This window comes from Paenarthrobacter sp. NPDC057981 (assembly GCF_042886835.1).
Lineage (GTDB): Bacteria > Actinomycetota > Actinomycetes > Actinomycetales > Micrococcaceae > Arthrobacter.
On record NZ_JBHVQI010000026.1, the window covers coordinates 42,222 to 63,312 of the forward strand.

At 64.0% G+C, this 21,091-nt stretch carries 21 protein-coding genes; 11 read left to right on the forward strand and 10 right to left on the reverse strand.

What is annotated here, in order from left to right; all coding sequences use genetic code 11:
- Nucleotides 1-50 precede the first annotated feature (50 nt).
- On the reverse strand, nt 51-746 hold the full coding sequence (locus tag ACFVSI_RS18580) for a metal-dependent transcriptional regulator (protein WP_274262668.1): 696 nt from the start codon (nt 744-746) through the stop codon (nt 51-53).
- A 314-nt stretch (nt 747-1,060) separates the two neighbouring features.
- On the opposite strand from ACFVSI_RS18580, the gene serC reads away from it, so the two are divergent.
- Nucleotides 1,061-2,191, forward strand: coding sequence for a phosphoserine transaminase (gene serC / locus ACFVSI_RS18585; protein WP_262277567.1), 1,131 nt, complete (start codon nt 1,061-1,063; stop codon nt 2,189-2,191).
- A gap of 121 nt (nt 2,192-2,312) precedes the next feature.
- On the opposite strand, the gene ACFVSI_RS18590 is transcribed toward serC, so the two are convergent.
- Together ACFVSI_RS18590 and ACFVSI_RS18595 are read right to left on the reverse strand one after the other, a co-directional pair.
- Complete coding sequence (locus tag ACFVSI_RS18590; RefSeq protein ID WP_387826903.1) at nt 2,313-2,936, reverse strand: DUF3027 domain-containing protein; 624 nt, start codon at nt 2,934-2,936, stop codon at nt 2,313-2,315.
- Between the two features lie 7 nt (nt 2,937-2,943).
- Nucleotides 2,944-3,327: a cold-shock protein gene (locus ACFVSI_RS18595; protein ID WP_090820714.1), complete on the reverse strand. Its 384-nt coding sequence runs from the start codon at nt 3,325-3,327 to the stop codon at nt 2,944-2,946.
- Nucleotides 3,328-3,551: 224 nt separating this feature from the next.
- Between ACFVSI_RS18595 and ACFVSI_RS18600 the strand changes: the two genes are divergently transcribed.
- From ACFVSI_RS18600 to ACFVSI_RS18620, 5 genes are all read left to right on the forward strand, one after another.
- A complete protein-coding gene (locus tag ACFVSI_RS18600; protein WP_387826907.1) occupies nt 3,552-3,767 on the forward strand; it encodes a hypothetical protein in 216 nt (71 codons plus the stop codon).
- A gap of 54 nt (nt 3,768-3,821) precedes the next feature.
- Nucleotides 3,822-6,287, forward strand: a complete 2,466-nt coding sequence (locus ACFVSI_RS18605; protein ID WP_387826909.1) for a helicase-associated domain-containing protein — start codon at nt 3,822-3,824, stop codon at nt 6,285-6,287.
- A 75-nt stretch (nt 6,288-6,362) separates the two neighbouring features.
- Nucleotides 6,363-8,021, forward strand: a complete 1,659-nt coding sequence (locus ACFVSI_RS18610) for a DNA repair helicase XPB (RefSeq protein ID WP_306842142.1) — start codon at nt 6,363-6,365, stop codon at nt 8,019-8,021.
- Between the two features lie 204 nt (nt 8,022-8,225).
- Nucleotides 8,226-8,693, forward strand: a complete 468-nt coding sequence (locus ACFVSI_RS18615; RefSeq protein ID WP_387826913.1) for a hypothetical protein — start codon at nt 8,226-8,228, stop codon at nt 8,691-8,693.
- Nucleotides 8,694-8,705: 12 nt separating this feature from the next.
- Nucleotides 8,706-10,760, forward strand: coding sequence for a multicopper oxidase family protein (locus ACFVSI_RS18620; protein WP_387826915.1), 2,055 nt, complete (start codon nt 8,706-8,708; stop codon nt 10,758-10,760).
- Nucleotides 10,761-10,768: 8 nt separating this feature from the next.
- Here ACFVSI_RS18620 and ACFVSI_RS18625 read toward each other — a convergent pair whose 3' ends face one another.
- The gene (locus ACFVSI_RS18625) at nt 10,769-10,990 is read right to left on the reverse strand and encodes a hypothetical protein (protein ID WP_144662700.1); all 222 of its coding nucleotides are present in this window, start codon (nt 10,988-10,990) and stop codon (nt 10,769-10,771) included.
- Nucleotides 10,991-11,058: 68 nt separating this feature from the next.
- Nucleotides 11,059-11,982: a LysR family transcriptional regulator ArgP gene (locus tag ACFVSI_RS18630; protein ID WP_387826919.1), complete on the reverse strand. Its 924-nt coding sequence runs from the start codon at nt 11,980-11,982 to the stop codon at nt 11,059-11,061.
- Between the two features lie 68 nt (nt 11,983-12,050).
- On the opposite strand from ACFVSI_RS18630, the gene ACFVSI_RS18635 reads away from it, so the two are divergent.
- From ACFVSI_RS18635 to ACFVSI_RS18650, 4 genes are all read left to right on the forward strand, one after another.
- Nucleotides 12,051-12,683 (forward strand): LysE/ArgO family amino acid transporter, encoded by a 633-nt coding sequence (locus ACFVSI_RS18635; protein WP_387826922.1) that lies wholly within the window; start codon nt 12,051-12,053, stop codon nt 12,681-12,683.
- An 84-nt stretch (nt 12,684-12,767) separates the two neighbouring features.
- Nucleotides 12,768-13,478, forward strand: a complete 711-nt coding sequence (locus ACFVSI_RS18640) for a response regulator transcription factor (RefSeq protein ID WP_144662703.1) — start codon at nt 12,768-12,770, stop codon at nt 13,476-13,478.
- A 2-nt stretch (nt 13,479-13,480) separates the two neighbouring features.
- A complete protein-coding gene (locus ACFVSI_RS18645) occupies nt 13,481-14,944 on the forward strand; it encodes a cell wall metabolism sensor histidine kinase WalK (RefSeq protein WP_274262659.1) in 1,464 nt (487 codons plus the stop codon).
- Nucleotides 14,945-15,099: 155 nt separating this feature from the next.
- Nucleotides 15,100-15,390: a WXG100 family type VII secretion target gene (locus ACFVSI_RS18650; RefSeq protein WP_144662705.1), complete on the forward strand. Its 291-nt coding sequence runs from the start codon at nt 15,100-15,102 to the stop codon at nt 15,388-15,390.
- A 95-nt stretch (nt 15,391-15,485) separates the two neighbouring features.
- Here ACFVSI_RS18650 and ACFVSI_RS18655 read toward each other — a convergent pair whose 3' ends face one another.
- From ACFVSI_RS18655 to ACFVSI_RS18675, 5 genes are all read right to left on the reverse strand, one after another.
- Complete coding sequence (locus ACFVSI_RS18655) at nt 15,486-16,505, reverse strand: RNase H family protein (protein ID WP_387826927.1); 1,020 nt, start codon at nt 16,503-16,505, stop codon at nt 15,486-15,488.
- A 219-nt stretch (nt 16,506-16,724) separates the two neighbouring features.
- Complete coding sequence (groL, locus tag ACFVSI_RS18660; protein ID WP_387826930.1) at nt 16,725-18,350, reverse strand: chaperonin GroEL; 1,626 nt, start codon at nt 18,348-18,350, stop codon at nt 16,725-16,727.
- Nucleotides 18,351-18,670: 320 nt separating this feature from the next.
- Nucleotides 18,671-18,874, reverse strand: coding sequence for a cold-shock protein (locus ACFVSI_RS18665; RefSeq protein ID WP_144662708.1), 204 nt, complete (start codon nt 18,872-18,874; stop codon nt 18,671-18,673).
- A 168-nt stretch (nt 18,875-19,042) separates the two neighbouring features.
- Nucleotides 19,043-19,663 (reverse strand): LytR C-terminal domain-containing protein, encoded by a 621-nt coding sequence (locus ACFVSI_RS18670; protein WP_387826934.1) that lies wholly within the window; start codon nt 19,661-19,663, stop codon nt 19,043-19,045.
- A gap of 49 nt (nt 19,664-19,712) precedes the next feature.
- Complete coding sequence (locus ACFVSI_RS18675) at nt 19,713-20,048, reverse strand: DUF3263 domain-containing protein (RefSeq protein WP_144662710.1); 336 nt, start codon at nt 20,046-20,048, stop codon at nt 19,713-19,715.
- Between the two features lie 109 nt (nt 20,049-20,157).
- Between ACFVSI_RS18675 and ACFVSI_RS18680 the strand changes: the two genes are divergently transcribed.
- Nucleotides 20,158-20,925 carry a uracil-DNA glycosylase gene (locus ACFVSI_RS18680; protein WP_387826937.1) on the forward strand — a complete coding sequence of 256 codons (768 nt, stop codon included), beginning with the start codon at nt 20,158-20,160 and terminating at the stop codon, nt 20,923-20,925.
- Nucleotides 20,926-21,091 lie beyond the last annotated feature (166 nt).

The following is a 21,091-nucleotide window of genomic DNA, read 5'->3' on the forward strand; positions in this document are numbered from 1 at the left end:
CGCGAAAGTGAGGTTTGACACGTGAATTTTCGACGCCGGGAGGCGGCTGGTCAGTTGAGGGAGACGAAGACGTGCGCGGCAACTTCCGGCGGAAGCTCCAAGGCGCCTTCGATACCGGGCACACGGACCGAGATGTATTCGCCAACCCGCTCAAGGGACACCGGCGCTCCGGGACGGATCCCGCCCTCGTCCAACTGGGTCAGGAGTTCGGGCTCAACCTGGATGGGCTCGGCCAGCCTCGTGATGACCACGCGTGAATCCGAAGCGTAACCGTCCATGGCCTGGAGGAGGTTGACGTCGATCCTGGGGAACTGCTGGCCGGTCAGGCCGCCCAGCGCTTCCAGTCCGGGAATCGGATTGCCATAAGGAGACTCGGTGGGGTGTTCAAGGAGTTCGTAGAGGCGGCGTTCGACGCGTTCGCTCATCACGTGCTCCCAGCGGCACGCTTCATCGTGCACGTAGGCCCAGTCGAGACCGATGACATCGGCCAGGAGACGCTCGGCCAAACGGTGCTTGCGCATGACTTCGGTGGCGCGTTTACGTCCAACCTCGGTCAGTTCCAGGTGGCGGTCGTTCGAGACGATCACCAGGCCATCGCGCTCCATGCGGCCGATGGTCTGCGAGACTGTGGGGCCGGAGTGCCGCAGCCGTTCGGCAATACGGGCCCTGAGCGCCACAATGTTTTCTTCTTCAAGCTCCAAAATGGTCCGAAGATACATCTCAGTGGTATCGATCAGATCCGTCATCCAGCTCAGCTCTCCTCGAACGCAGTTTTCTTGCGTAATCTCCACCGTACCGCGTCCCATGCCGGGGCAAGCGGTGCCACCGCCGCCCATGAACGCCAGCTCCCAGCTTAGCTTATTTGGAATTACTCCGGATAATTTTCCGCGGTGTCCCTGTCGCATTCCAGTCGCATCCGGTCGGTCCGCGTTCCACGTGGCGGACTATGACAACCGCAGGTTCCTGCGCGCACGCCTCGTCAGGCAGAATTGGGGAGTCGAAGGGGCAGTTGATGCCACCTGCCACCTCCCATCTTTGACCGATACACATTGGAGCCACCGTGAGCGACAACAGCATCACCATTCCCGCCGACCTGCTGCCCAAGGACGGCCGCTTCGGTGCCGGACCGTCCAAGGTCCGCCCGGAGCAAGTCGAGGCCTTGTCTGCTGCTTCCAGGACCATCCTTGGCACCTCCCACCGCCAGGCCCCGGTCAAGAACCTGGTGGGTTCCGTCCGCGAGGGCCTGAGCCAGTTCTTCCGTGCTCCTGAGGGCTATGAAGTCGTGCTCGGCGTCGGCGGTTCCACCGCATTCTGGGACGTCGCCGCATTCGGCCTGGTGGAGAAGAAGGCCCAGCACCTCTCCTTCGGCGAATTCGGTTCCAAGTTTGCTGCCGCCACCAACAAGGCTCCGTTCCTTGATGCCTCGTCCGTCCTCAAGGCAGAACCGGGCACCCGCCCCGTGGCACAGGCAGAAGCAGGAGTCGACACCTACGCCTGGCCGCAGAACGAAACCTCCACCGGCGTCGCCGCTCCCGTAAAGCGCGTCGCGGGCGCCGACGAAGGTTCGCTCGTCCTGGTGGACGCGACCTCCGCCGCCGGCGGCCTGGACGTGGATGTAGCGGAGGCGGACGTTTACTACTTCGCACCGCAGAAGAACTTCGCGTCCGACGGCGGACTGTGGCTTGGTCTGTTCTCCCCCGCCGCGCTGGAGCGCGCCGCCCGCATCAACGCAAGCGACCGCTGGATTCCGGACTTCCTGAACCTGCAGACCGCCATCGACAACTCCAAGCTGAACCAGACGTACAACACCCCGTCCCTGTCCACTCTGGTGACCCTGGACGCGCAGGTGCAGTGGCTGAACAGCAACGGTGGTTTGGACTTCGCCAGCAAGCGCACGGCCGATTCAGCCAGCCGCATCTACTCCTGGGCCGAAGCATCCGAGTACGCCACGCCGTTCGTCGCCAAGGCTGAGGACCGTTCCAACGTCATTGCGACCATCGACTTCGACGACTCGATCGACGCCGCCACCATCGCCAAGGTCCTGCGGGCCAACGGCGTGGTGGACACCGAGCCCTACCGCAAGCTCGGCCGCAACCAGCTGCGCATCGCCACGTTTGTGGCCATCGAACCGGACGATGTGTCCGCCCTCCTGGCCAGCATCGACTACGTCGTGGGTGAACTGAAGAAGTAACCCGCTGAGTTGGACGGAGCCGCCCGGGTTATTCCCGGGCGGCTCCCTCGTTTAATGCCGGCGCGGCCAAGCCGCTTTCGACGCCGAAACTTCCGGCGGCGGCGAAGTGTTTCCGCAGTGCCTATTCAGCCCCGGCTTCGTCAGTGTCCCCGGCCGCGTCCTCTGCCTCGGAGTCTTCCGGTTCGTCGTCGTCCTCGTTTTCGGAGGGGCCGATGGCCTCGTCCTCGGCAGCCTGCACGGACTCCTCTGAGACGTCACCCTCGGTTTCCTCAACCAACGGAGTTTCGTCCTCGGGGCGGACGCGCTTGGCCCACGGCACCCATTCCGGAGCCAGGATGGAATCCTCGGACGGCAGCAGGCCGAGCTCGCTCACCGTGACGATCTTGGAGCGCGAGTTACGCGTCACCACGGCATACCACTGCCAGCCACCATAGCCAGCGAGTTTGGACTCGAACAGGTGGGTGACTATCCGGTCGCCTTCCGACTTGGCGCCCAGGTGTGCCCCCACCTCCCCCGGATTTGCGATGCCCTCTACTGCCTTTCGGGCAGTATCGACGGCGGCAGCCAGGAATGCATCCGGCTTGCCGGTGCGCCAGATGGGCAGACCGGCGCGTGGCTTGGCGGCCGCAGGCTTCCGCGAGGAAGCTTCGCCGGTGGCAGGAGTGCGGGCACCACGAGGACCAGCCCCGGTGTTACCCAGGGCATCCGTGGCCGGCGTAGTTTCCTGTGCGGATTCCGAGGTCATGGCAGTCCTAGGCTTCCAGCTCGTCGGCAACCTTGCGCAGCGCCATGCTGATGGCCTTGGCCTTGTTGCCATCGGGGTACTTGCCCGAAGACAGGGAACCGGACAGGTTGTCCAGGACGGTGACCAGGTCCTGCACCATCGGGGCAAGGTCCTTGGCGTTCATGCGCTTGGCCTTGGCGATGGACGGGGTCTTTTCCAGCACGCGAAGGCCCAGTGCCTGTGCACCGCGGCGACCGTCCGCCACGCCGAACTCCACCCGGGTACCGGCCTTCAGCTCGGTTACACCCGCGGGCAGGGACGTCTTGGGCAGGAAGACTTCCTGGCCGTCTTCAGCCGCGAGGAAGCCGAAGCCCTTTTCCTTGTCATACCACTTGACCTTGCCGGTAGGCACGTAATCAACCTTCTTCGTTCTTGCGTGGGAGACACGCCGGGCCGCTACCGCATCCGCAGATAGCTGCGGGATCGAGGGTGACAACCCGGTCCGTGTTGGTCTGTTCCTTCAAGGTTATCCTGCCGGACCCCCTATTCCCGCTTTGTCCCGCCCTGCACCGGCAACGTACTGCGTCATGTGCGCGACCCGTCCACTCCCGTCAGGCTGCTGCTAGCGTTGATGCCATGACTTCCCCGGGTTACCGCCGCCCCCTCATCATGGTCGCCGCTGCCATCACCGTCCTTTCCCTGGCCGCTGTGGCCGCAGTCATCGCGGTGGCCTACAACGGCGGCGCCGCGCCCGTCTGGGTTACGTCCGCTGCCCTCTACGGCTTGCCTGTGGCCTTCCTGCTCGCGGTGGTCCTGGTGCTCGACTCCGTCCGTCAACGCCGCCGGCAGTAGCACCATCCTGCCGGGGACGGGCAGGAGCGGCCCGGGGGCGGTAACGTTGGATTGATGTCCCTTATTCGCGCGCTCAGCAAGGAACTGGAAGCGCGCAGCGACAACTCGCTGCGGGCTTTGTTTGCCGCGCGACCGGACCTCATCTCCCCCATGGCGCCGGACTTCGCCGCGTTGGCTGCACGGGCAAGCGCCCGGGTCAGCGTCCAGCGGGCGCTGGAACGGCTGAACAAGCCGGAAATGCAGGTTCTCGAAACCCTGCACCTGTGCACGAATGCAGACACCGGGCACAGCATCTCGGCGGCCGGTTTGAAGAAGGTCATTGCCGGGTCCACTCTTTCTGCCCTGGACCCGATCCTCGCCAAGCTGCAGGAGCTGGCCCTGATCCACCGGGCGGACCCACCCCAAGGCTCGCCACCAGCCACCTCGCGACAACGCTTCTATCTCCCGGTGGGCAGCCTCAAGGACGTGATCGGTATCTACCCGGCTGGGCTGGGCAGGAGCTACACGGAACTTGTCCGCACGCAGCCGGCATTCGCCCAGCGGGTAGTCCACCTGGTGGCCGAACTGCACCAGAGCGGTGCCGGAATCCATCCGGCCAGCACGCCCATGGATGCCGCACTGGCACTCCAACGCTGGACCTCCACTCCGGAGAACCTCCGCGCCATCCTGTCCACCGCTCCGGAGCGGACGGTTGGTCTGTTGGACAAGTTCGGCAGCTGGGCCATGGGCGCAGTACCCCAGGCCCAACGGCGGGCGTCCGTGAGTCACGAAAGCCACGACGTCGGGCCTATCGATTGGCTGTTGGCTCGCGGCCTGCTGGTGCCCCTGGATGCCGGCCACGTGGAGCTGCCCCACAGCGTGGGTCTTGCGTTGCGCGGCGGTGCGATCATTGACGATTTCACTTTGTCGCCGCCGGTACCGGAACTGGGCCACACCAGCGCGGCGCTACGCCGCAATGCCGCCATGGGCGCCATCGCCGAAACGTTGCGCTTGACCAATGAGCTCCTGTTCGCGGTTCGCGAGCAGCCCCTGTCCACGCTCAGGAGCGGCGGGGTCGGCGTGAGGGAGCTGAGGCGCCTTGCTGAGTCGGTCCGCCTGGGAGTGCACGAGACCGCGGTCCTGCTCGAGATTTGTGCTTTGTCCGGTCTCCTGCGGCTCGATGTGGACAGTTCCACCTGGATCCAGCCGCCATCCCTGGAATGGCTCACCTTGCCCCGGCAGGAGCAGTGGTTGTGGCTGGTCAATGCCTGGCTGGCCAGCGAGCGCGCCCCGTCGTTGGTAGGGCAGCCGCTCACGGGTCCTTCGTCCTCTGCTGCCCATCATGGCGCTGCCGGCACCACCATCAACGCTTTGTCTGCCGAGGCGCAGCGGCCCGATGCCCCGGTGGTCCGGCGAAGAGTCCTTGAGATTCTTAACGAGCTGACAGTCGAGGCGGCAGCTCCGGACGGCAAGGCTCCTGTGCTCGATGCCAGGGCAGTCCTGCAGCGGGCCGAATGGGCCCAGCCGAGGATGTCGCGGCGCTTCAGCTCCCTGGTGCGCGGCATTCTCGAAGAGGCAGCATTGCTGGGCCTGATGGGTTCCGGCGCACTGACCCAGCTGGGCTCTGCCATCGCCGCTTCCCAGCCGGAAACAGCCATGACCATCCTTGGCGAACACCTCCCGGCCGCTGTGAACCACATCCTGCTGCAGGCTGACCTGACAGCCGTCGCCCCAGGTTACCTGGCGCCGGAGCTGAGCGGGACGCTGCAGCTGATGGCCGACGCCGAAGGGCAGGGTCCGGCGTCGATCTACCGGTTCTCCGCCACCACCATCCGCAGGGCCCTCGACGCCGGACAGGATGCGGAATCGCTGCTGGCCTTCCTCCGTGAGCACTCGGCGACGGACGTGCCCCAGCCTCTGGCGTACCTCATCCAGGACACTGCGTCCCGGCATGGCCGGCTACGCGTCGGGACCAGTGCCAGCTTCATTCAAAGCGACGATGAATCTGCCATTTCCGAGCTCCTGGAGGAAGCCCGGACCTCCGTTTTGAGCCTGGTGCGCATTGCCCCTACCGTGCTCACGTCATCGGCCAGCCCCCGGGAAACGGCCCGTGTCCTGCGCGAGCTGGGCCTCTCACCCGCCGTGCAGGACGCCGAACCCGCCGTCGTTCGTTTCAAACGGACCACAGCGGTGCCGGGGAGCGCGCGGCCTGTCTATACGGCGCCCCGGACGGCTCCGCCGGACGACGACGTCGAGGCGCAGCTTGTGGTTCTTCGGCAGCATCGTGCCGTCCCGGCCGAGGCAACGGGCGAAGCATCCACTCAGCTGGGGCTTGAGACCCTGCAGACTGCCATCCGGCTCAAGCAGGCCGTCACCATGAACGTGGTGGACAGCCTGGGGAATGCGAACACCGAAACGGTTGTTCCTGTATCCGTCTCCGGTGGACGCGTACGGGTGTTCGACCCCGCCAAGGACACTGAACGGGTGTTGTCCATCCATCGGATCATCGATGTGGAACCCGCCGGAGAACTGCGTTCATGACAACAGCGCTGGTCGCCAAACCGCGCCCACTGGGTGCCCAAGTGAGGATTCAACTGTGAACGTGAGGATCAGGCTGTGAACGACGGTCCGCTGATCGTACAAAGTGACAAGACCATACTGTTGGAAGTCGACCACGAGCTCGCCACCGAAGCCCGGCATGCCATTGCCGCCTTCGCCGAACTGGAGCGCGCCCCCGAACACATGCACAGCTACCGGCTCACGCCGTTGGGCTTATGGAATGCCCGCGCCGCGGGGCTGGACGCCGAGCAAGTGCTGGACACCCTTCTGAAGTACTCACGGTTCCCCGTGCCGCACGCCCTGCTGATCGACATCGAAGAGACCATGTCCCGCTACGGACGCCTGCGGTTGGAGAAGGACCCCCAGCACGGCCTGGTGATGCGCACCGATGACTACCCCGTGCTGGAGGAAGTCATCAGGGCAAAGAAGATTGCTCCCCTGCTCGGGCCGCGGATCGACGGCGAAACCGTGGTGGTGCACTCCTCCCAGCGGGGGCAACTGAAGCAACTGCTGCTCAAGCTCGGCTGGCCTGCAGAAGACCTGGCCGGGTACGTCGATGGGCAACCGCACCTCATCATGCTTGACGAAAGCGGCTGGCAACTGCGGCCGTACCAGAAGCTGGCCACGGAGAACTTCTGGGCCGGCGGCAGCGGCGTCGTCGTCCTTCCTTGCGGTGCGGGCAAAACGCTGGTGGGGGCGGCGGCAATGGCGACGTCCTCCACCACCACCCTGATCCTGGTGACCAACACTGTTTCCGCCCGGCAGTGGAAGGACGAGCTCCTCAAGAGGACCTCCCTGACGGAGGATGAAATCGGCGAGTACTCCGGTTCCGTCAAGGAAGTCCGGCCGGTCACCATCGCCACCTACCAGGTCCTGACAACCAAGCGTGGCGGCCTGTATCCGCACCTGGAACTCGTGGACGGGCACGACTGGGGACTTATCATCTATGACGAAGTCCATCTGTTGCCTGCCCCGATCTTCCGCATGACAGCGGATCTGCAGGCCCGGCGCAGGCTTGGCCTCACCGCAACGCTTGTCCGTGAGGACGGCCGGGAGGGCGAGGTCTTCAGCCTCATTGGACCCAAGCGCTACGACGCTCCCTGGAAGGACATCGAAGCCCAGGGCTACATCGCGCCCGCGGACTGCGTCGAAGTCCGCGTGGACCTGCCCCGGGACGAACGCGTGGCGTACGCGATGGCCGATGACGCCGACAAGTACCGCCTCTGTGCAACGTCCGAGACCAAGACCAAGCTGGTGGAAGAGCTGGTTGCCGTCCACAAAGGCGAGCAATTGCTGGTGATCGGACAGTACATTGACCAGCTGGACGAAATTGCAGAGCGCTTGGACGCACCCCTCATCAAGGGCGAAACCAGCGTCAAGGCCCGGCAGAAGCTCTTTGACGCGTTCCGCAAAGGCGAGATCCAGACTCTCGTGGTGTCCAAGGTGGCCAACTTTTCCATCGACCTCCCCGAAGCATCCGTAGCCATCCAGGTGTCAGGTTCCTTCGGCTCTCGCCAGGAAGAGGCCCAGCGGCTGGGCCGACTGCTCAGGCCAAAGCAGGACGGCCGCGCGGCCAGGTTCTACTCCTTGGTCGCCAGGGACACCCTGGATCAGGACTTTGCCGCCAAGCGCCAGCGGTTCCTGGCCGAACAGGGTTACGCCTACCGCATCATGGATGCCAAGGACATCGGCAAGGACGTAGGGCAGGAGCAGTAGATTGGCCGGGGGAATGCACCTGCGGACCCTTGCTATTGCCCTCCAACGAATTTACGATTCCTAGTGAAGCTCTCCGCCCGATGCGGCTGCCCCTGGTCCAGGCAGTCCGGCGGCCAGCCGCCGGCCGTGGGGGAAGCCCGCAGCCAGGGCGCCGACGGTTCACAGGCCTAGAAGAATCCGAGATTATTTCCCAGAGGATTCCCCATGCGCAAAGCCCTCTTGGTCATTTCCGCAATCGTCCTGTTGTCAGCACTCGCACAGCTGTTTTTCGCAGGATACTTCCACTTCCAGAACACCATTGAAGCCCAGCGTGAAGCGGGCGTCTTCCACGTGATGAACGGCCAGTATGTCCTGCGCTACTCGGCACTGCTCGCCGCCATTGTGGCCGCCATTGCCAGGATGGGTGCCCGGACGATCTGGCTGGCCGCCGGAATCTTCCTGCTCTCCTGGGTCCAGTTGTTCATCTTCATCATTGGCGGCATGCTAACCGGCTCTTCGGAAGACTTCATCACGCCTTCTGGTTCGTGGGTAGCTTCCATCCACCCCCTGACCGGGCTGTTGATCATCTTCATGTCCTATTGGCTCTTTACCCGTACCCGCGCCGCGGCCCTCAATCCCCAGCCGCTACCGCCCAAGGCTTCGGATGCTTCTGCCACGCCCAGGACAGCCTGAACACGGGCAGCTGTGAATACCTCGCAGCTGCTTGCGCTGGATTTGGTGTTGTCCGTCCTGGCGGCAGCAGCGTGGATCGCTGCCGCATGGATGACCGTAGTTTCGAGCACTGACCGCAAGCCAGGACCGCGCCGCGGAACCGATCTGGCGTTGTTGTTGGTGGGTGCCGCCGTCGCCTTGACGGCGGCACGCTATGCCCTGCTTCCCGCTTTGGTGGCCGGCAGTTGGTGGTTTGCCAGCGAACGCATCACCATCAACCTGCCTCTGACCGCCATCCCCGCGGCTTGGGCCGCGATGGCCGGTGTTCCGTTCTTGCTGAGGAGGCGGAACACCGGCGCCAAACTTTCCTGGACCTCCCCATGGCCTCTTGGCCGAACCCGACGGACGGCGGTGATGTCTCTGGTGGCCGCAGCCGCGGCGGCCGTGGCCTCACTGGCATTGGTCCTGGTCCTGGGCCCGTTCCCTACGCCCTGGAGCGTCGCAGTGCTTCTGTTCATGGTGGCCGGGACGGTCCTGATTGCTGGGATCGTCCTTGCACAGCCTGCAGCTTCCGGCCGCCCCCGCGCCAGGCGACCGGCTGCTGCCGTGGCGGCGCTTATGGTGTGCACGGTAGTCGGTTCCGGGGTTTTTGCCTGGCTTGGGAGCCGCTCCGGAAACGGCGCGGTGATCGCGGCCGCCGTCGGACGGCACCACGGTGCCGGCACCGGCACGGTGACGGACACGACGCCGGTGACCAGCCTGGTGGGGAGCACCCCCGCCGACGCTGTGGTCCGGCACTATGAACTGACCGCCCGCGTTGAACAAGTAACGTTGCCGTCCGGCCGGACCACGGAAGCGTGGACCTTCGGGAGCCTTCCCGGGCCAACGATCGAAGCAACGCTGGGCGACGTAGTGGAGGTGGTTCTCAAGAACCGGGACGTGGCCGCCGGCGTGACGCTGCATTGGCATGGATACGACGTTCCCAACGCCATGGACGGAGTCGCCGGGGCCACGCAGGACGCTGTGATGCCGGGGCAGTCCGTGACGTACCGCTTCACGGCGGCACAAACTGGTACTTACTGGTACCACACGCATCAGGATTCGGCCGAAGGGGTCCGCAAGGGCCTCTACGGCGCATTCGTCGTGCACCATCCCGTTGAAGTCCGTGCAGGCACGGACCTTGTGGTGGCGGGGCACGACCTCGGCGGTCTGGGGTTGCTGGGCTCCTCAGACCGCAGCAGTGGATACCAGGACGCCCCAGGCACCAGCGTGCGGGTGCGGCTGGTCAACACTGACTCCTTGCCGCAGCGTTACTTGCTGGAAGGTACCTCCTTTAGAGCTGTGGCCGTGGACGGCACGGACGTCAACGAACCTCAGGACGTCTTGGGGAAGCTCGTGCGGCTGGGAGCCGGCGGGCGGATGGACCTCGCGTTCACCATGCCGGACGCCCCTGTGACCCTGCGCTCGGACGCCGCCGCCGATGCCGTGGTGGTCATCGCGCCGCCGGGATCCACCCCGGGGGCCGGCGGCAAGGCAAGCTCCGGCGTTTTTGCCTCCATGCCTGTGCTGGACGTGCTGGACTACGGCGAACCAACGTCCGCTGGGTCCATTGGCAAGGCGCCCTCAGGGGAAACCCTGCCGGCCTCGATGCCTGTCACGAGGGAGGAGGTAGTGGTGCTGGACCGGCAGTTCCGTTTTGTGGATGGAGTGCCCCGCTACGCATTCACCGTGAACGGGGCCGCCTACCCGCTTGTTCCGTCAATCGAGGTGGCGGAGGGCGATACGGTGAAAATGACAGTGGTGAACCGGACCGCCGAGCCCCATCCCATGCATCCACACGGCCACCACGTTCAAGTTCTCAGCAGGAACGGCGTGGCTCCGCACGGGTCACCGTTGGTCCTTGACACCGTGGACGTGCTGCCCGGCGAAGTCTGGGAAGTGCTGCTCCACGCCGACAACCCGGGCATCTGGATGGATCATTGCCACAACCTCGATCATGCAGCGGAGGGCATGATGATGATGCTCAAATACGAAGGCGTGTCATCCCCGTTCGTTCACGGCGGCCACGCGGGAAATCGACCGGAATAGGCCTGGAATCAGGCAACCATCCGGTCCGTGGACGTGGAGCTCACCTGGTCCACCACCGCCCAGGCGTCGGCGTCGCGGAGCTGGGCGCTGGCGAAACGTTCGGCCGACGCGAGGTCGTGGAAGTCTTCGCGGCGAACCCGGCCTGTGTCCGTGTCCAGATAGGTGACATGGAACTCGACCTCGGAGTTCTGGTGCTGGTACATGCTGACGGGAGCTGCTGTGTTTGCCATGGTTTAAGTGTGGAACCGGGCACTGACATTTTTGGAAGCATCGGTGGGCGTGTTCGGTTTTCAGCCCGTCACGGTGCCCTCAGATACTGCGCGGACACCTCACGGACGGTCTCACTGAGCGTGTCCAGTACCGACGATGCTGTACGCCAGCGCTGCCAATAAAGCGGCACGTCGAAAGGCTGCGCCGGGGCCAACTCGATAAGTCGTCCGTCTGCGATGTCCGGACCGCACTGAACTTCGGGGATGAGGCCCCAGCCAAGTCCCAGCCGGATGGCGTCGCCAAAGTCCTGAGACGCCGGCACATAGTGGCGCGGGCCTTTCCTCTCAGGGAGGGATTTCCCCTCGGCTTGGAGGCGGGACCGCACGAACGCCCATTGGTAGGTGTCTTTGCGGTCGAAGTCCACGGTAGGAGCAGCATTGAGCGCCGCGCCAACGAGCCCTTCGGGGAAGTCAGGGAACCAACGGTCCACAAAGTGTGGTGCCGCAACCGGGAGATACCGCATGGTGCCAAGGCTTTCCACCCGGCAACCCTGGACAGGGTCCGGGGTTGCTGTGACGGCCGCCATGACGGTTCCGGACCGCAACAGGGACGTGGAGTGTTGTTCGTCGTCGCGGTGGAGGTCGAACGTCACGTTGAGGTTGCCGGGAACCTGTGCCAGGGCCTTGAGGAACCACACTGCCAAGGAGTCGGCGTTGACCACGATCGGCACGGCCAGCCTGGGCCTGTCCCCGTGCAAGCCCAGTTCTTTGGCAGCATCAGCTTCCAGTTGGGCCATCTGCCTGGCCAGCCGAAGCACCACTTCTCCTGCCTCGGTCGCCAGTGCCGGGTTGCTGCGTTGCAGGAGGACACGGCCCGTTGATTGTTCCAGCGCTTTGAGCCGTTGGGACACAGCCGACGGCGTGATGTGCAGCAAGCGCGCGGCGGCCTCAAGAGTGCCTTCGGAGAGGACGGAGGCGAACGTCTGCAACTGCTCGGAAGAGAATTGTGCCATTAGCTCAGCTTACGCGGGATGAAAATCTTTAGCTGGCCTAAAGCTGCGGGGCTCCGTAATTTCGAAGAGTGACTTCCCTTGATTTCCTTCATTCAGCAGGCCTCGGCCTGGCTACAGGCTTGGCCCTCATCGTTGCCATCGGTGCGCAGAACGCTTTCGTCCTCCGTCAGGGCATCCGCGGCGAACACATTGTGCCCATCGTCGCGGTGTGCGCACTCTCCGACGCCGTCCTCATCGCTGCCGGAGTCCTTGGCACCGGTGCCCTCATTACGGCAGCCCCTGCCGCCGTCGTCGTCCTCCGCTATGTGGGCGCCGCGTTTTTGGTGACCTACGGCCTCATGGCGGCCAGGCGCGCCATGCGCCCGCAGTCCTTGACGGAAGGTAATGGGCCGGAGACTCCCCGCGGCAAAGGAGGTGTTGCCGCAGCGGTCACCACGGTGCTGGCTCTCACCTGGCTCAACCCGCATGTCTACCTGGACATCGCGCTCCTCGGTTCCCTGGCCAGCGCCCAAGGGAGCCCGTTGCAGTGGTGGTTCGGAGCCGGAGCCATGGTGGGCAGCATCCTGTGGTTCTGTTCGTTGGGGTTCGGTGCCCGTTTCCTTCGCGGATTCTTTGCCCGTCCATTGTCCTGGCGGTTTTTGGACGGTGGAATCGCCGTGACCATGGTTGCGCTGGGACTCGGCTTGGTCCTGGGGGCTTAAGCAGGTCCGGCGTAGCGGCGGCACGCAGTAGCCTCACATGCAGCATCCAGATAACTCACAGTTTCTGGGAGCACTATGGGTGTCATGAAAAAGAACGGTCCTGAAGCCAAGCTCCTCGTGGTTGACGACGAACCCAACATCCGCGAGCTTCTGTCCACGTCGCTGCGTTTCGCCGGTTTCGAGGTGGTGGCCGCAGCCAACGGTCGCGAAGCCCTCGCAGCAGCCGACCTTCATGCTCCGGACCTGGCAGTCCTGGACGTCATGCTTCCCGACATGGACGGTTTCACCGTCACGCGACGCCTCCGTGCAGCCGGCAAGCATTTCCCCGTCCTCTTCCTGACCGCCAAGGACGATACCGAGGACAAGGTCACGGGCCTCACAGTGGGCGGCGATGACTACGTCACCAAGCCGTTCAGCCTGGACGAGGTCGTGGCACGCATCCGGGCCGTTCTTCGACGCACCCAGCCACTTGAGGACGACGACGCGGTGATCCGCGTTGACGACCTCGAACTCGACGACGACGCACACGAAGTACGCCGTGCCGGCACGGTCATCGAGCTCTCCCCCACGGAGTTCAAGCTCCTCCGTTACCTCATGCTCAACCCCAACCGTGTGTTGTCCAAAGCCCAGATCCTGGACCACGTGTGGGAGTACGACTTCAACGGCGATGCCTCGATCGTGGAGTCCTACATTTCCTATCTCCGACGCAAGGTGGACATCGACCCCGATGCCGCAGCCCTCATCCAGACCAAGCGCGGCGTGGGCTACGTGCTGCGGACGGCAGAGAAGCGCTGACCTTGCTGCAACGCTGGAAGTCGGCATCACTGCGGTCGCAGCTGGTTGCCATCATCATGTGCCTGCTCCTGCTTGCCCTGGCGGCAACCGGTGCGGGCACCCTGACGCTCGTTAAGAGCTATCTGCAGGGCCAGGTCGATGACAAGCTCAAGGCCGCCGTGGCCCTGGCCCAGGACCGCCAGTCCTTTGACAGGCTGACCGAACCCAACAGCGCTGCGCCTGCGGACACTGCTGTTCCCACGGACTATTCACTGACGCTGTACGTCCCGGACCTCGCGCCGTATCCGTTCGGCGGCAGCCAGAGCGACCGGCCCGCTATCGCCAACATCACCCCGCTGGAGGCAAAGCAGCGCGCCAATGCGCCGTTCCAGGTCAAGGGCACTGCCGGGACAAACTGGCGGGTTGTCGCCGTGGGCGTTGTTGCCAACGGGCAAAACGGCGTGGTCATCATCGGGCTGCCCCTGACACCCGTGGACAAAGTCATGGAGCATGCTGTTCTGGTGGTGGTGGGCGTTGGCCTCCTGACCCTGGTCCTGGCCTTCTTCATCGCCACCTGGACGGTGGCGCGATCCTTCCGGCCCCTGGCGAAAGTGGAAAAGACCGCAGCGGCCATTGCGGCCGGTGATCTGTCCCGTCGCGTGGAAGTGGACAACCCCCACACCGAGGTCGGGCGCCTCGGCGGTTCCCTCAACGCCATGCTCGCCCACATTGAAGCCTCCTTTGCTGCGCGCGCTGCATCCGAAGGCAGGATGCGCCGCTTCGCAGCTGACGCTTCCCACGAACTCCGCACTCCCCTGGTGACGATCCGAGGCTTCTCCGAGCTCTACCGGCATGGCGCCCTCTCCACCGAAGAAGACGTCGCCATGGCCATGGGGAGGATCGAGAGCGAAGCCAAGCGGATGGGTTCCATGGTGGAAGACCTGCTCCTGCTGGCCCGGCTTGATGAACAGCGGCCGCTGCAGCTCAAGCCGGTAGACCTTCAGCTCCTGGCGCACGACGCCGTTGTGGATACCCGGGCCTCATCCGGGGACCGCACCATCACGCTCACGGGTCTCGACGGCGGTTCCCCCTCCGCTGCGCCCGTACAGGGAGATGAGGCGAAACTTCGCCAGGTCATCGGAAACCTGGTGGGAAATGCCTTGCGCTACACGCCCGAAGGATCACCGATCGAACTCGCCGTGGGTGTCCGCGATACCCCGGCCGGCAAGGATTCCGTGATTGAGATCCGCGATCACGGGGCCGGCATTCCGGAGGCGGAAACCAACAAGATCTTTGAACGCTTCTACCGGGCTGACACGTCACGGACCCGGGAAACCGGTGGCAGCGGCCTGGGCCTTGCGATCGTTTCAGCGATTGTGGGTTCCCACGGTGGTTCCGTTCAGGTCAGGGAGACCGACGGCGGCGGGGCCACTTTGGTAGTACGGCTGCCATTCCACGATGAGCCGGCAGAGGTGCCCTCCCCTTAATGCTGCTGCCTGCGGGGCACTGCTTGTCCACATAGCACCGTTTGTCCACATACCGATGAAGAGCCATTTCTGGCGGCACACACGGTGCCTAGGCTGAATGCACTGGTTACGCATCACCGCATTCAGCGGCACATCTTCGTCGAAAGGCAACACCCATGAGCGTCATTTCCGTTGATACCGAGTTGCTTCAGCTCAAGTCGGCAAGCGTCAAAGGAACTGTGGACCGCATCAGTTCGGACGTTCACGCCATGACCCGGGGCTTGGAGGAACTGCAGGCTACGTGGAAGGGTTCTGCGGCCACGAACTTTCAAGCCCTGGTGGTGGAATGGGCGCTCACCCAAAGCAAGGTTGAAGCATCGTTGGCTTCAATCACCACGGCTCTGTCCTCGGCAGCTACAAGCTACTCCGAGGTTGAGCAGGGCAATACGCAGCGCTTCATGTATTAGCTCCTGTGAACTCCTGTAGGGCCGGCTGCCTTCCCCCTGTGTGTCCGGCCCTACAGGTTAATACCCGGCGCTCCAAAGCCTCAGCGCTACGTTCCCTACTTCTCCAGCGTCCCTTGGTGGAACCGGAGCCGCCATTGGCCTCGGTCCAGCGACCACACGGAACTCCTGAGTGCTGAACCCGTGTGGCTGAGGCTGCGGTACGTCAGCAAGATGGTGTTTTCGCTGAGCCGGTCGGCACTCAGCAGTTCGAGTTCGGTGGCTTCTCCCGGGTCTTCCTCGAGGGCCATCATCATGGCGTCACGGGTCCAGTAGCGGCCCGAGCTGCCGATCTCCGCGAAGTCCGGGTGGAGCAGCACTCCGATCCTGCCGATGTCGGCCCTGACGTCAGGACGCAACAGTTCGCGTTCCAAGGCCACCACAGTGTCCTCCGCCGAAAGTTCCGGGGCCGAGGTGTCATCGCCGAGCTCGCTGAACAGATCGGCTTGGCCGAAGATGCCCGATTCACCAAAAAGTGTGGGTTCAAAGTGAGGCCGGATGCTCCGGTCCGGGCGCACAGGCGCCGGTACTGTCTCGGGGATCCGGACCGCCGCCTGGGCGGCCGGCGTACCCAGCAAGGCCTCGCTTTCGGTGGAGGCAGTACCCTCGAAGGCACCCGGGAAGCCTGGGCCGGTCCGTGGGGCAACGCCCTGCTGGTAGGCCAAGGCCACCGCGCGTGCACGCTCGTCCGCAGCTTCGTTGAGGTCGTGGCCCGCGTGACCCTTGACCCACTCGAAGGTGTACTTACGCCCCACGATCGCCTGGTCGATGTCTTTGAGGATGTCAACGTTCAGGACAGGCTTCCCGTCGGCCTTGCGCCAGCCCTTGCGCTTCCAGCCCGACATCCACTTGGTAACGCAGTTGATGACGTATTGACTGTCGCAGAGGATCAGCAGTTCTTCGTGCGGCACGTGGGCTGTGGACCGGAAGAGGTCCAGGACAGCCATCAATTCACCCTGGTTGTTGGTTCCGTGCGGCCAACCTCCCGCGCGCCAGCAGGAGTCATCAACGTACCAGGCCCATCCGGCCGGTCCAGGATTACCGAGGGCGGACCCATCGGCGGCAGCAATAATCGTCATACGTTAATCCTGCCAGACCCCACCGACACTCGAGCTGTCTCCGCGCCCACCGAGAACGTGGGAACCATGCGAAATCGCCGTAATTTTCCCCACGAATTGGAGGTATTCGCACTCGTTCGGCGACCCAGGCACTTCGCCGAAACGCCGACGGCGGCCCCCAACCAGAAGGTGGGGACCGCCGTCGTACTTGCTATGCGTAACGCAGCAGAACGGGGTGGCTTAGAAGCCGCCCATGCCGCCCATGTCGTCGCCGCCGGCAGCCGGAGCGTTCTTCTCAGGCTTGTCGGCAACTACGGCCTCGGTGGTCAGGAACAGACCAGCAATGGAAGCCGCGTTCTGGAGAGCCGAGCGGGTGACCTTTACGGGGTCGTTCACGCCAGCAGCCAGAAGGTCTTCGTAGACGCCAGTGGCAGCGTTCAGGCCGTGGCCCGAAGGCAGGCCGCGAACCTTGTCGACCACTACGCCGGGCTCGAGGCCGGCGTTGAAGGCGATCTGCTTCAGCGGAGCGTCGATGGCAACCTTGACGATGTTGGCGCCGGTTGCTTCGTCGTTCTCGAGGGACAGGTTGGCGAATGCCTTGGCACCGGCCTGGATGAGGGCAACGCCACCACCGGCAACGATGCCTTCTTCAACGGCAGCCTTTGCGTTGCGGACGGCGTCCTCAATGCGGTGCTTGCGTTCCTTGAGCTCAACTTCGGTTGCGGCACCGGCCTTGATGACTGCAACGCCGCCGGCCAGCTTGGCCAGGCGCTCCTGCAGCTTCTCGCGGTCGTAGTCGGAGTCGGAGTTCTCGATCTCGGCGCGGATCTGGGCGACGCGGCCCGCGATGGCGTCGGCGTCGCCGGCACCTTCAACGATGGTGGTCTCGTCCTTGGTGACAACAACCTTGCGGGCGGTGCCAAGGAGGTCCAGGCCGGCGTTTTCGAGCTTGAGGCCAACTTCTTCGGAGATGACCTGGCCACCGGTGAGGATGGCGATGTCGGCCAGCTGTGCCTTGCGGCGGTCACCGAAGCCCGGAGCCTTGACGGCAACGGACTTGAAGGTGCCACGGATCTTGTTGACAATCAGGGTGGCCAAGGCCTCGCCCTCGATGTCTTCGGCGATGATCAGCAGCGGCTTGTTGGACTGCATGACCTTCTCCAGTACCGTGACGAGTTCCTTCACGTTGGAGATCTTGGAGTTGACGATCAGGATGTACGGGTCTTCGAGGACCGTTTCCTGGCGCTCTGCGTCGGTGACGAAGTAAGCGGAGATGTAGCCCTTGTCGAAGCGCATGCCCTCGGTGAGCTCGAGTTCCAGACCAAAGGTGTTGGACTCTTCAACCGTGATGACGCCTTCCTTGCCCACCTTGTCCAGGGCTTCGGCGATCAGGCTGCCGATTTCCGGGTCGCCGGCGGAGATGGAAGCCGTGGCTGCGATCTCTTCCTTGGTTTCGATTTCCTTGGCGGAGTTCAGCAGTTCGCTGATGACTGCCTCAACAGCCTTCTCGATACCGCGCTTGAGGGACAGCGGGTCGGCGCCGGCGGCAACGTTGCGCAGGCCTTCCTTTACCAGTGCCTGGGCAAGAACGGTTGCAGTGGTGGTACCGTCGCCAGCGACGTCATCCGTCTTCTTGGCAACTTCCTTGACCAGCTCAGCACCGATCTTCTCGTAAGGGTCGTCCAGCTCGATCTCCTTGGCGATGGAAACGCCATCGTTGGTGATCGTGGGAGCGCCCCACTTCTTTTCGAGGACGACGTTGCGTCCACGCGGGCCGAGGGTGACCTTGACGGCGTCAGCGAGGGTGTTCAGGCCCCGCTCGAGGCCGCGGCGTGCCTCTTCATCAAATGCAATGATCTTGGCCATAACGGCGGTAGTCCTTTCGGGACAGTCGTTAAGAAGGTACCTGTCAGGTGGGATGCCCGCGACGGACGGTCTTTTGCGTGCAGCCTCTGTATGCCCCGCGCTCCGGACCTCACCCCACCAAGGTGTTTCTTCGTCCCCCAGCGGTTCCACCATCATTCCGTTACCGGTGTAGCCGGAACGGATTAGCAGTCGAACCGTAGGAGTGCTAAATCAATAATTAGCACTCGACTGGTGAGAGTGCAAGCAGAGGCGCCACTTTTGGCACCCACTCAGAGGGTTTCAGCCGAGAGCTGACGGCCGCCCGGCGAACAGTGAAAGCGTCAGGCGACGCGCACGCCTTCGGCCTGCGGACCCTTCTGGCCCTCACCCAGTTCGAACTCAACACGCTGGCCCTCTTCCAGGGCGCGGAAGCCATCCATCTGGATAGCGGACCAATGCACGAAGACGTCGTCACCGGAGTCATCCACAGTGATGAATCCGTAGCCCTTTTCGGCGTTGAACCATTTGACGGTTCCCAATGCCATGATGCCCACACTTTCGCAGTAGCCAAGACAGGTTGCCGGGATCTCCGGACCGGAATTAATCCACTGTAACCACAGTCACTGTCAGCGCGCTGCCCTCAATGGGCAGGGCGCCGCTTTTGTTATTGAGGCTTAACCGAGTTTGGGTTTTTGGGCCTGGGAGCCGCGCGGTTACTGGTAGCCGGGTCCCGCTACTACAACCAGGGGCTGCTGCACATCCGGGGTCTCCACGATCGACTGGATGCCCAGAAGCGCGCCCAAAGCCTCGGCGTTGGCTTTCTGGGTTGGAGCGTTATAGAAGATCACGGAGGTCTGCTGCGGAATGCCTCCCCAGTTGGCTACCGTACTGAGAGTCCAACCTCCACCCTGCACCAGTCCGGCCACCCTGCTTGCCAGGCCTGCGGTGCCGGTTCCGTTGTAGACAGCGACGGGAACGCTCTTGTCCACCGGGGCGCTGGAGGGCGACGATGATGGCGTGGTCGACGGCGTTGGCTGCGCACTGGGCTCGTTGGAGGCAGGGGGCGCGCTGCTCGAAGCTGAAGGTGCAGCGGAAGGCGACGTCGAAGTTTGCTGGGGTGCCGGCGTCGTGACGCTTGATGACGCGCTGGGGGCGACAATCCCGAGGTTCGGGAGGATGAGGAACGCCACCAGGCCGAGTACCAAAGCCACGGCTCCGACGGTCAGGACAGGCCACAATGTGGGGCGCGTGGCGTCCTGGCTGTCGCGGTGAACGCCCTGCCGGGAGGTGTTCTGTGGGACCTGGTCGAATTCGTCCCTGGCATATTTGGTCATGGTGAAGCGTTGTCCTTGCTGGTTGCTGCTGACAAATCAGCCTGCCGAATTACGCGTCCGACCCCAAGCGCCGCGCTGTCCGCGCCCGCTGGCGGGACGTACGTAGTCTACGCAATCTCTTCACGAGCATGGGATCGTGGGCCAACGCGTCCTCGGTGTCGATCAGCGCGTTCAGGATCTGGTAGTAATGGGTGGCGGAGAGATCGAAGAGCTCCCTGATGGCCTGCTCCTTCGCGCCGGCGTACTTCCACCACTGCCGTTCCAGAGCCAACATCTGCTGGTCCCGCTCGCTCAGCGGCGAGTCGCTCCGGGTATCGGCCGCGAGGTCTTCCAAGGCCAATCCGTCAGCCTGCGGCGCCATTGGTTCCGGTGCTGGTTCTGCCACGGCACACTCCTTCGACGCTTGTTGGGGGAAAATGTCCTACCCCTATGTTACGGGCGAATAACATCGCTGTCATTCGCTCCGCCTCCGCCACGCGGGAGACAATGGCCGGGTGACTGGCGAGGATGCTCTCTTTGATCTTGAACCCGCTGGCGAGGCTGATCCTGGCTTCGCCACACTGATTGACCGTCCCCTGGAGGAGCTGATGGCCCCCGACTGGGCCGAGGCGATGCGTCCTGTGGAAGGGCACCTCCGCGATGCCCTGGCGTACGTCGCGCGTCGGGCCGGGGACGGAAAACACGTCCTCCCTGCCTCGGGAAACGTGCTCCGCGCTTTTCGGCAACCGCTGGCCGAGGTCAAGGTGCTGCTCCTGGGCCAGGACCCCTACCCGACGCCGGGACACGCGGTGGGGCTCTCCTTCTCCGTCTCCCGCCAAACCCGCCCCATCCCCCGCAGCCTGGCCAACATCTACCGCGAGCTCCACGACGACCTGGGTCTCCCGCCCCGCGTCCACGGCGACCTCAGCGCGTGGACAGAGCAAGGTGTCCTGCTGCTGAACCGTGTACTCACGGTGGAGGCCCGCGACGCCGGCGCCCACCGCGGCAAAGGATGGGAGGCCATTACGACGGCGGCAGTCACCGCCGTCGTAAACCGTACGGATGGTGCGGGGCGCCGGAAGCCGCTGGTCGCCATCCTGTGGGGCAAGGACGCCGAGGGTGTCGCGCCGCTGCTGGGGGACGCACCGTCGATCGTTTCAGTGCACCCCAGCCCGTTGTCGGCATCCAGGGGCTTCTTTGGGTCCAAGCCGTTCAGCCGGACCAATGAGTTGCTGATTGAACAGGGCACGGAGCCCGTGGACTGGGAACTCCCGGTCCTGTAGCCACCCTCGCTCACATTCCACCCGCTTGCGGCGAACCCTCGCTCACACCCCACCCGAACCTGACCGAGCGTCTGCGGTCGTATGGTTTTTTGAGACAGCTTGATGGGAGATTCGTTTCAGATGACCACGCCCAGAAGAAAATATGATGCCGCGTTTCGTGAGGAAG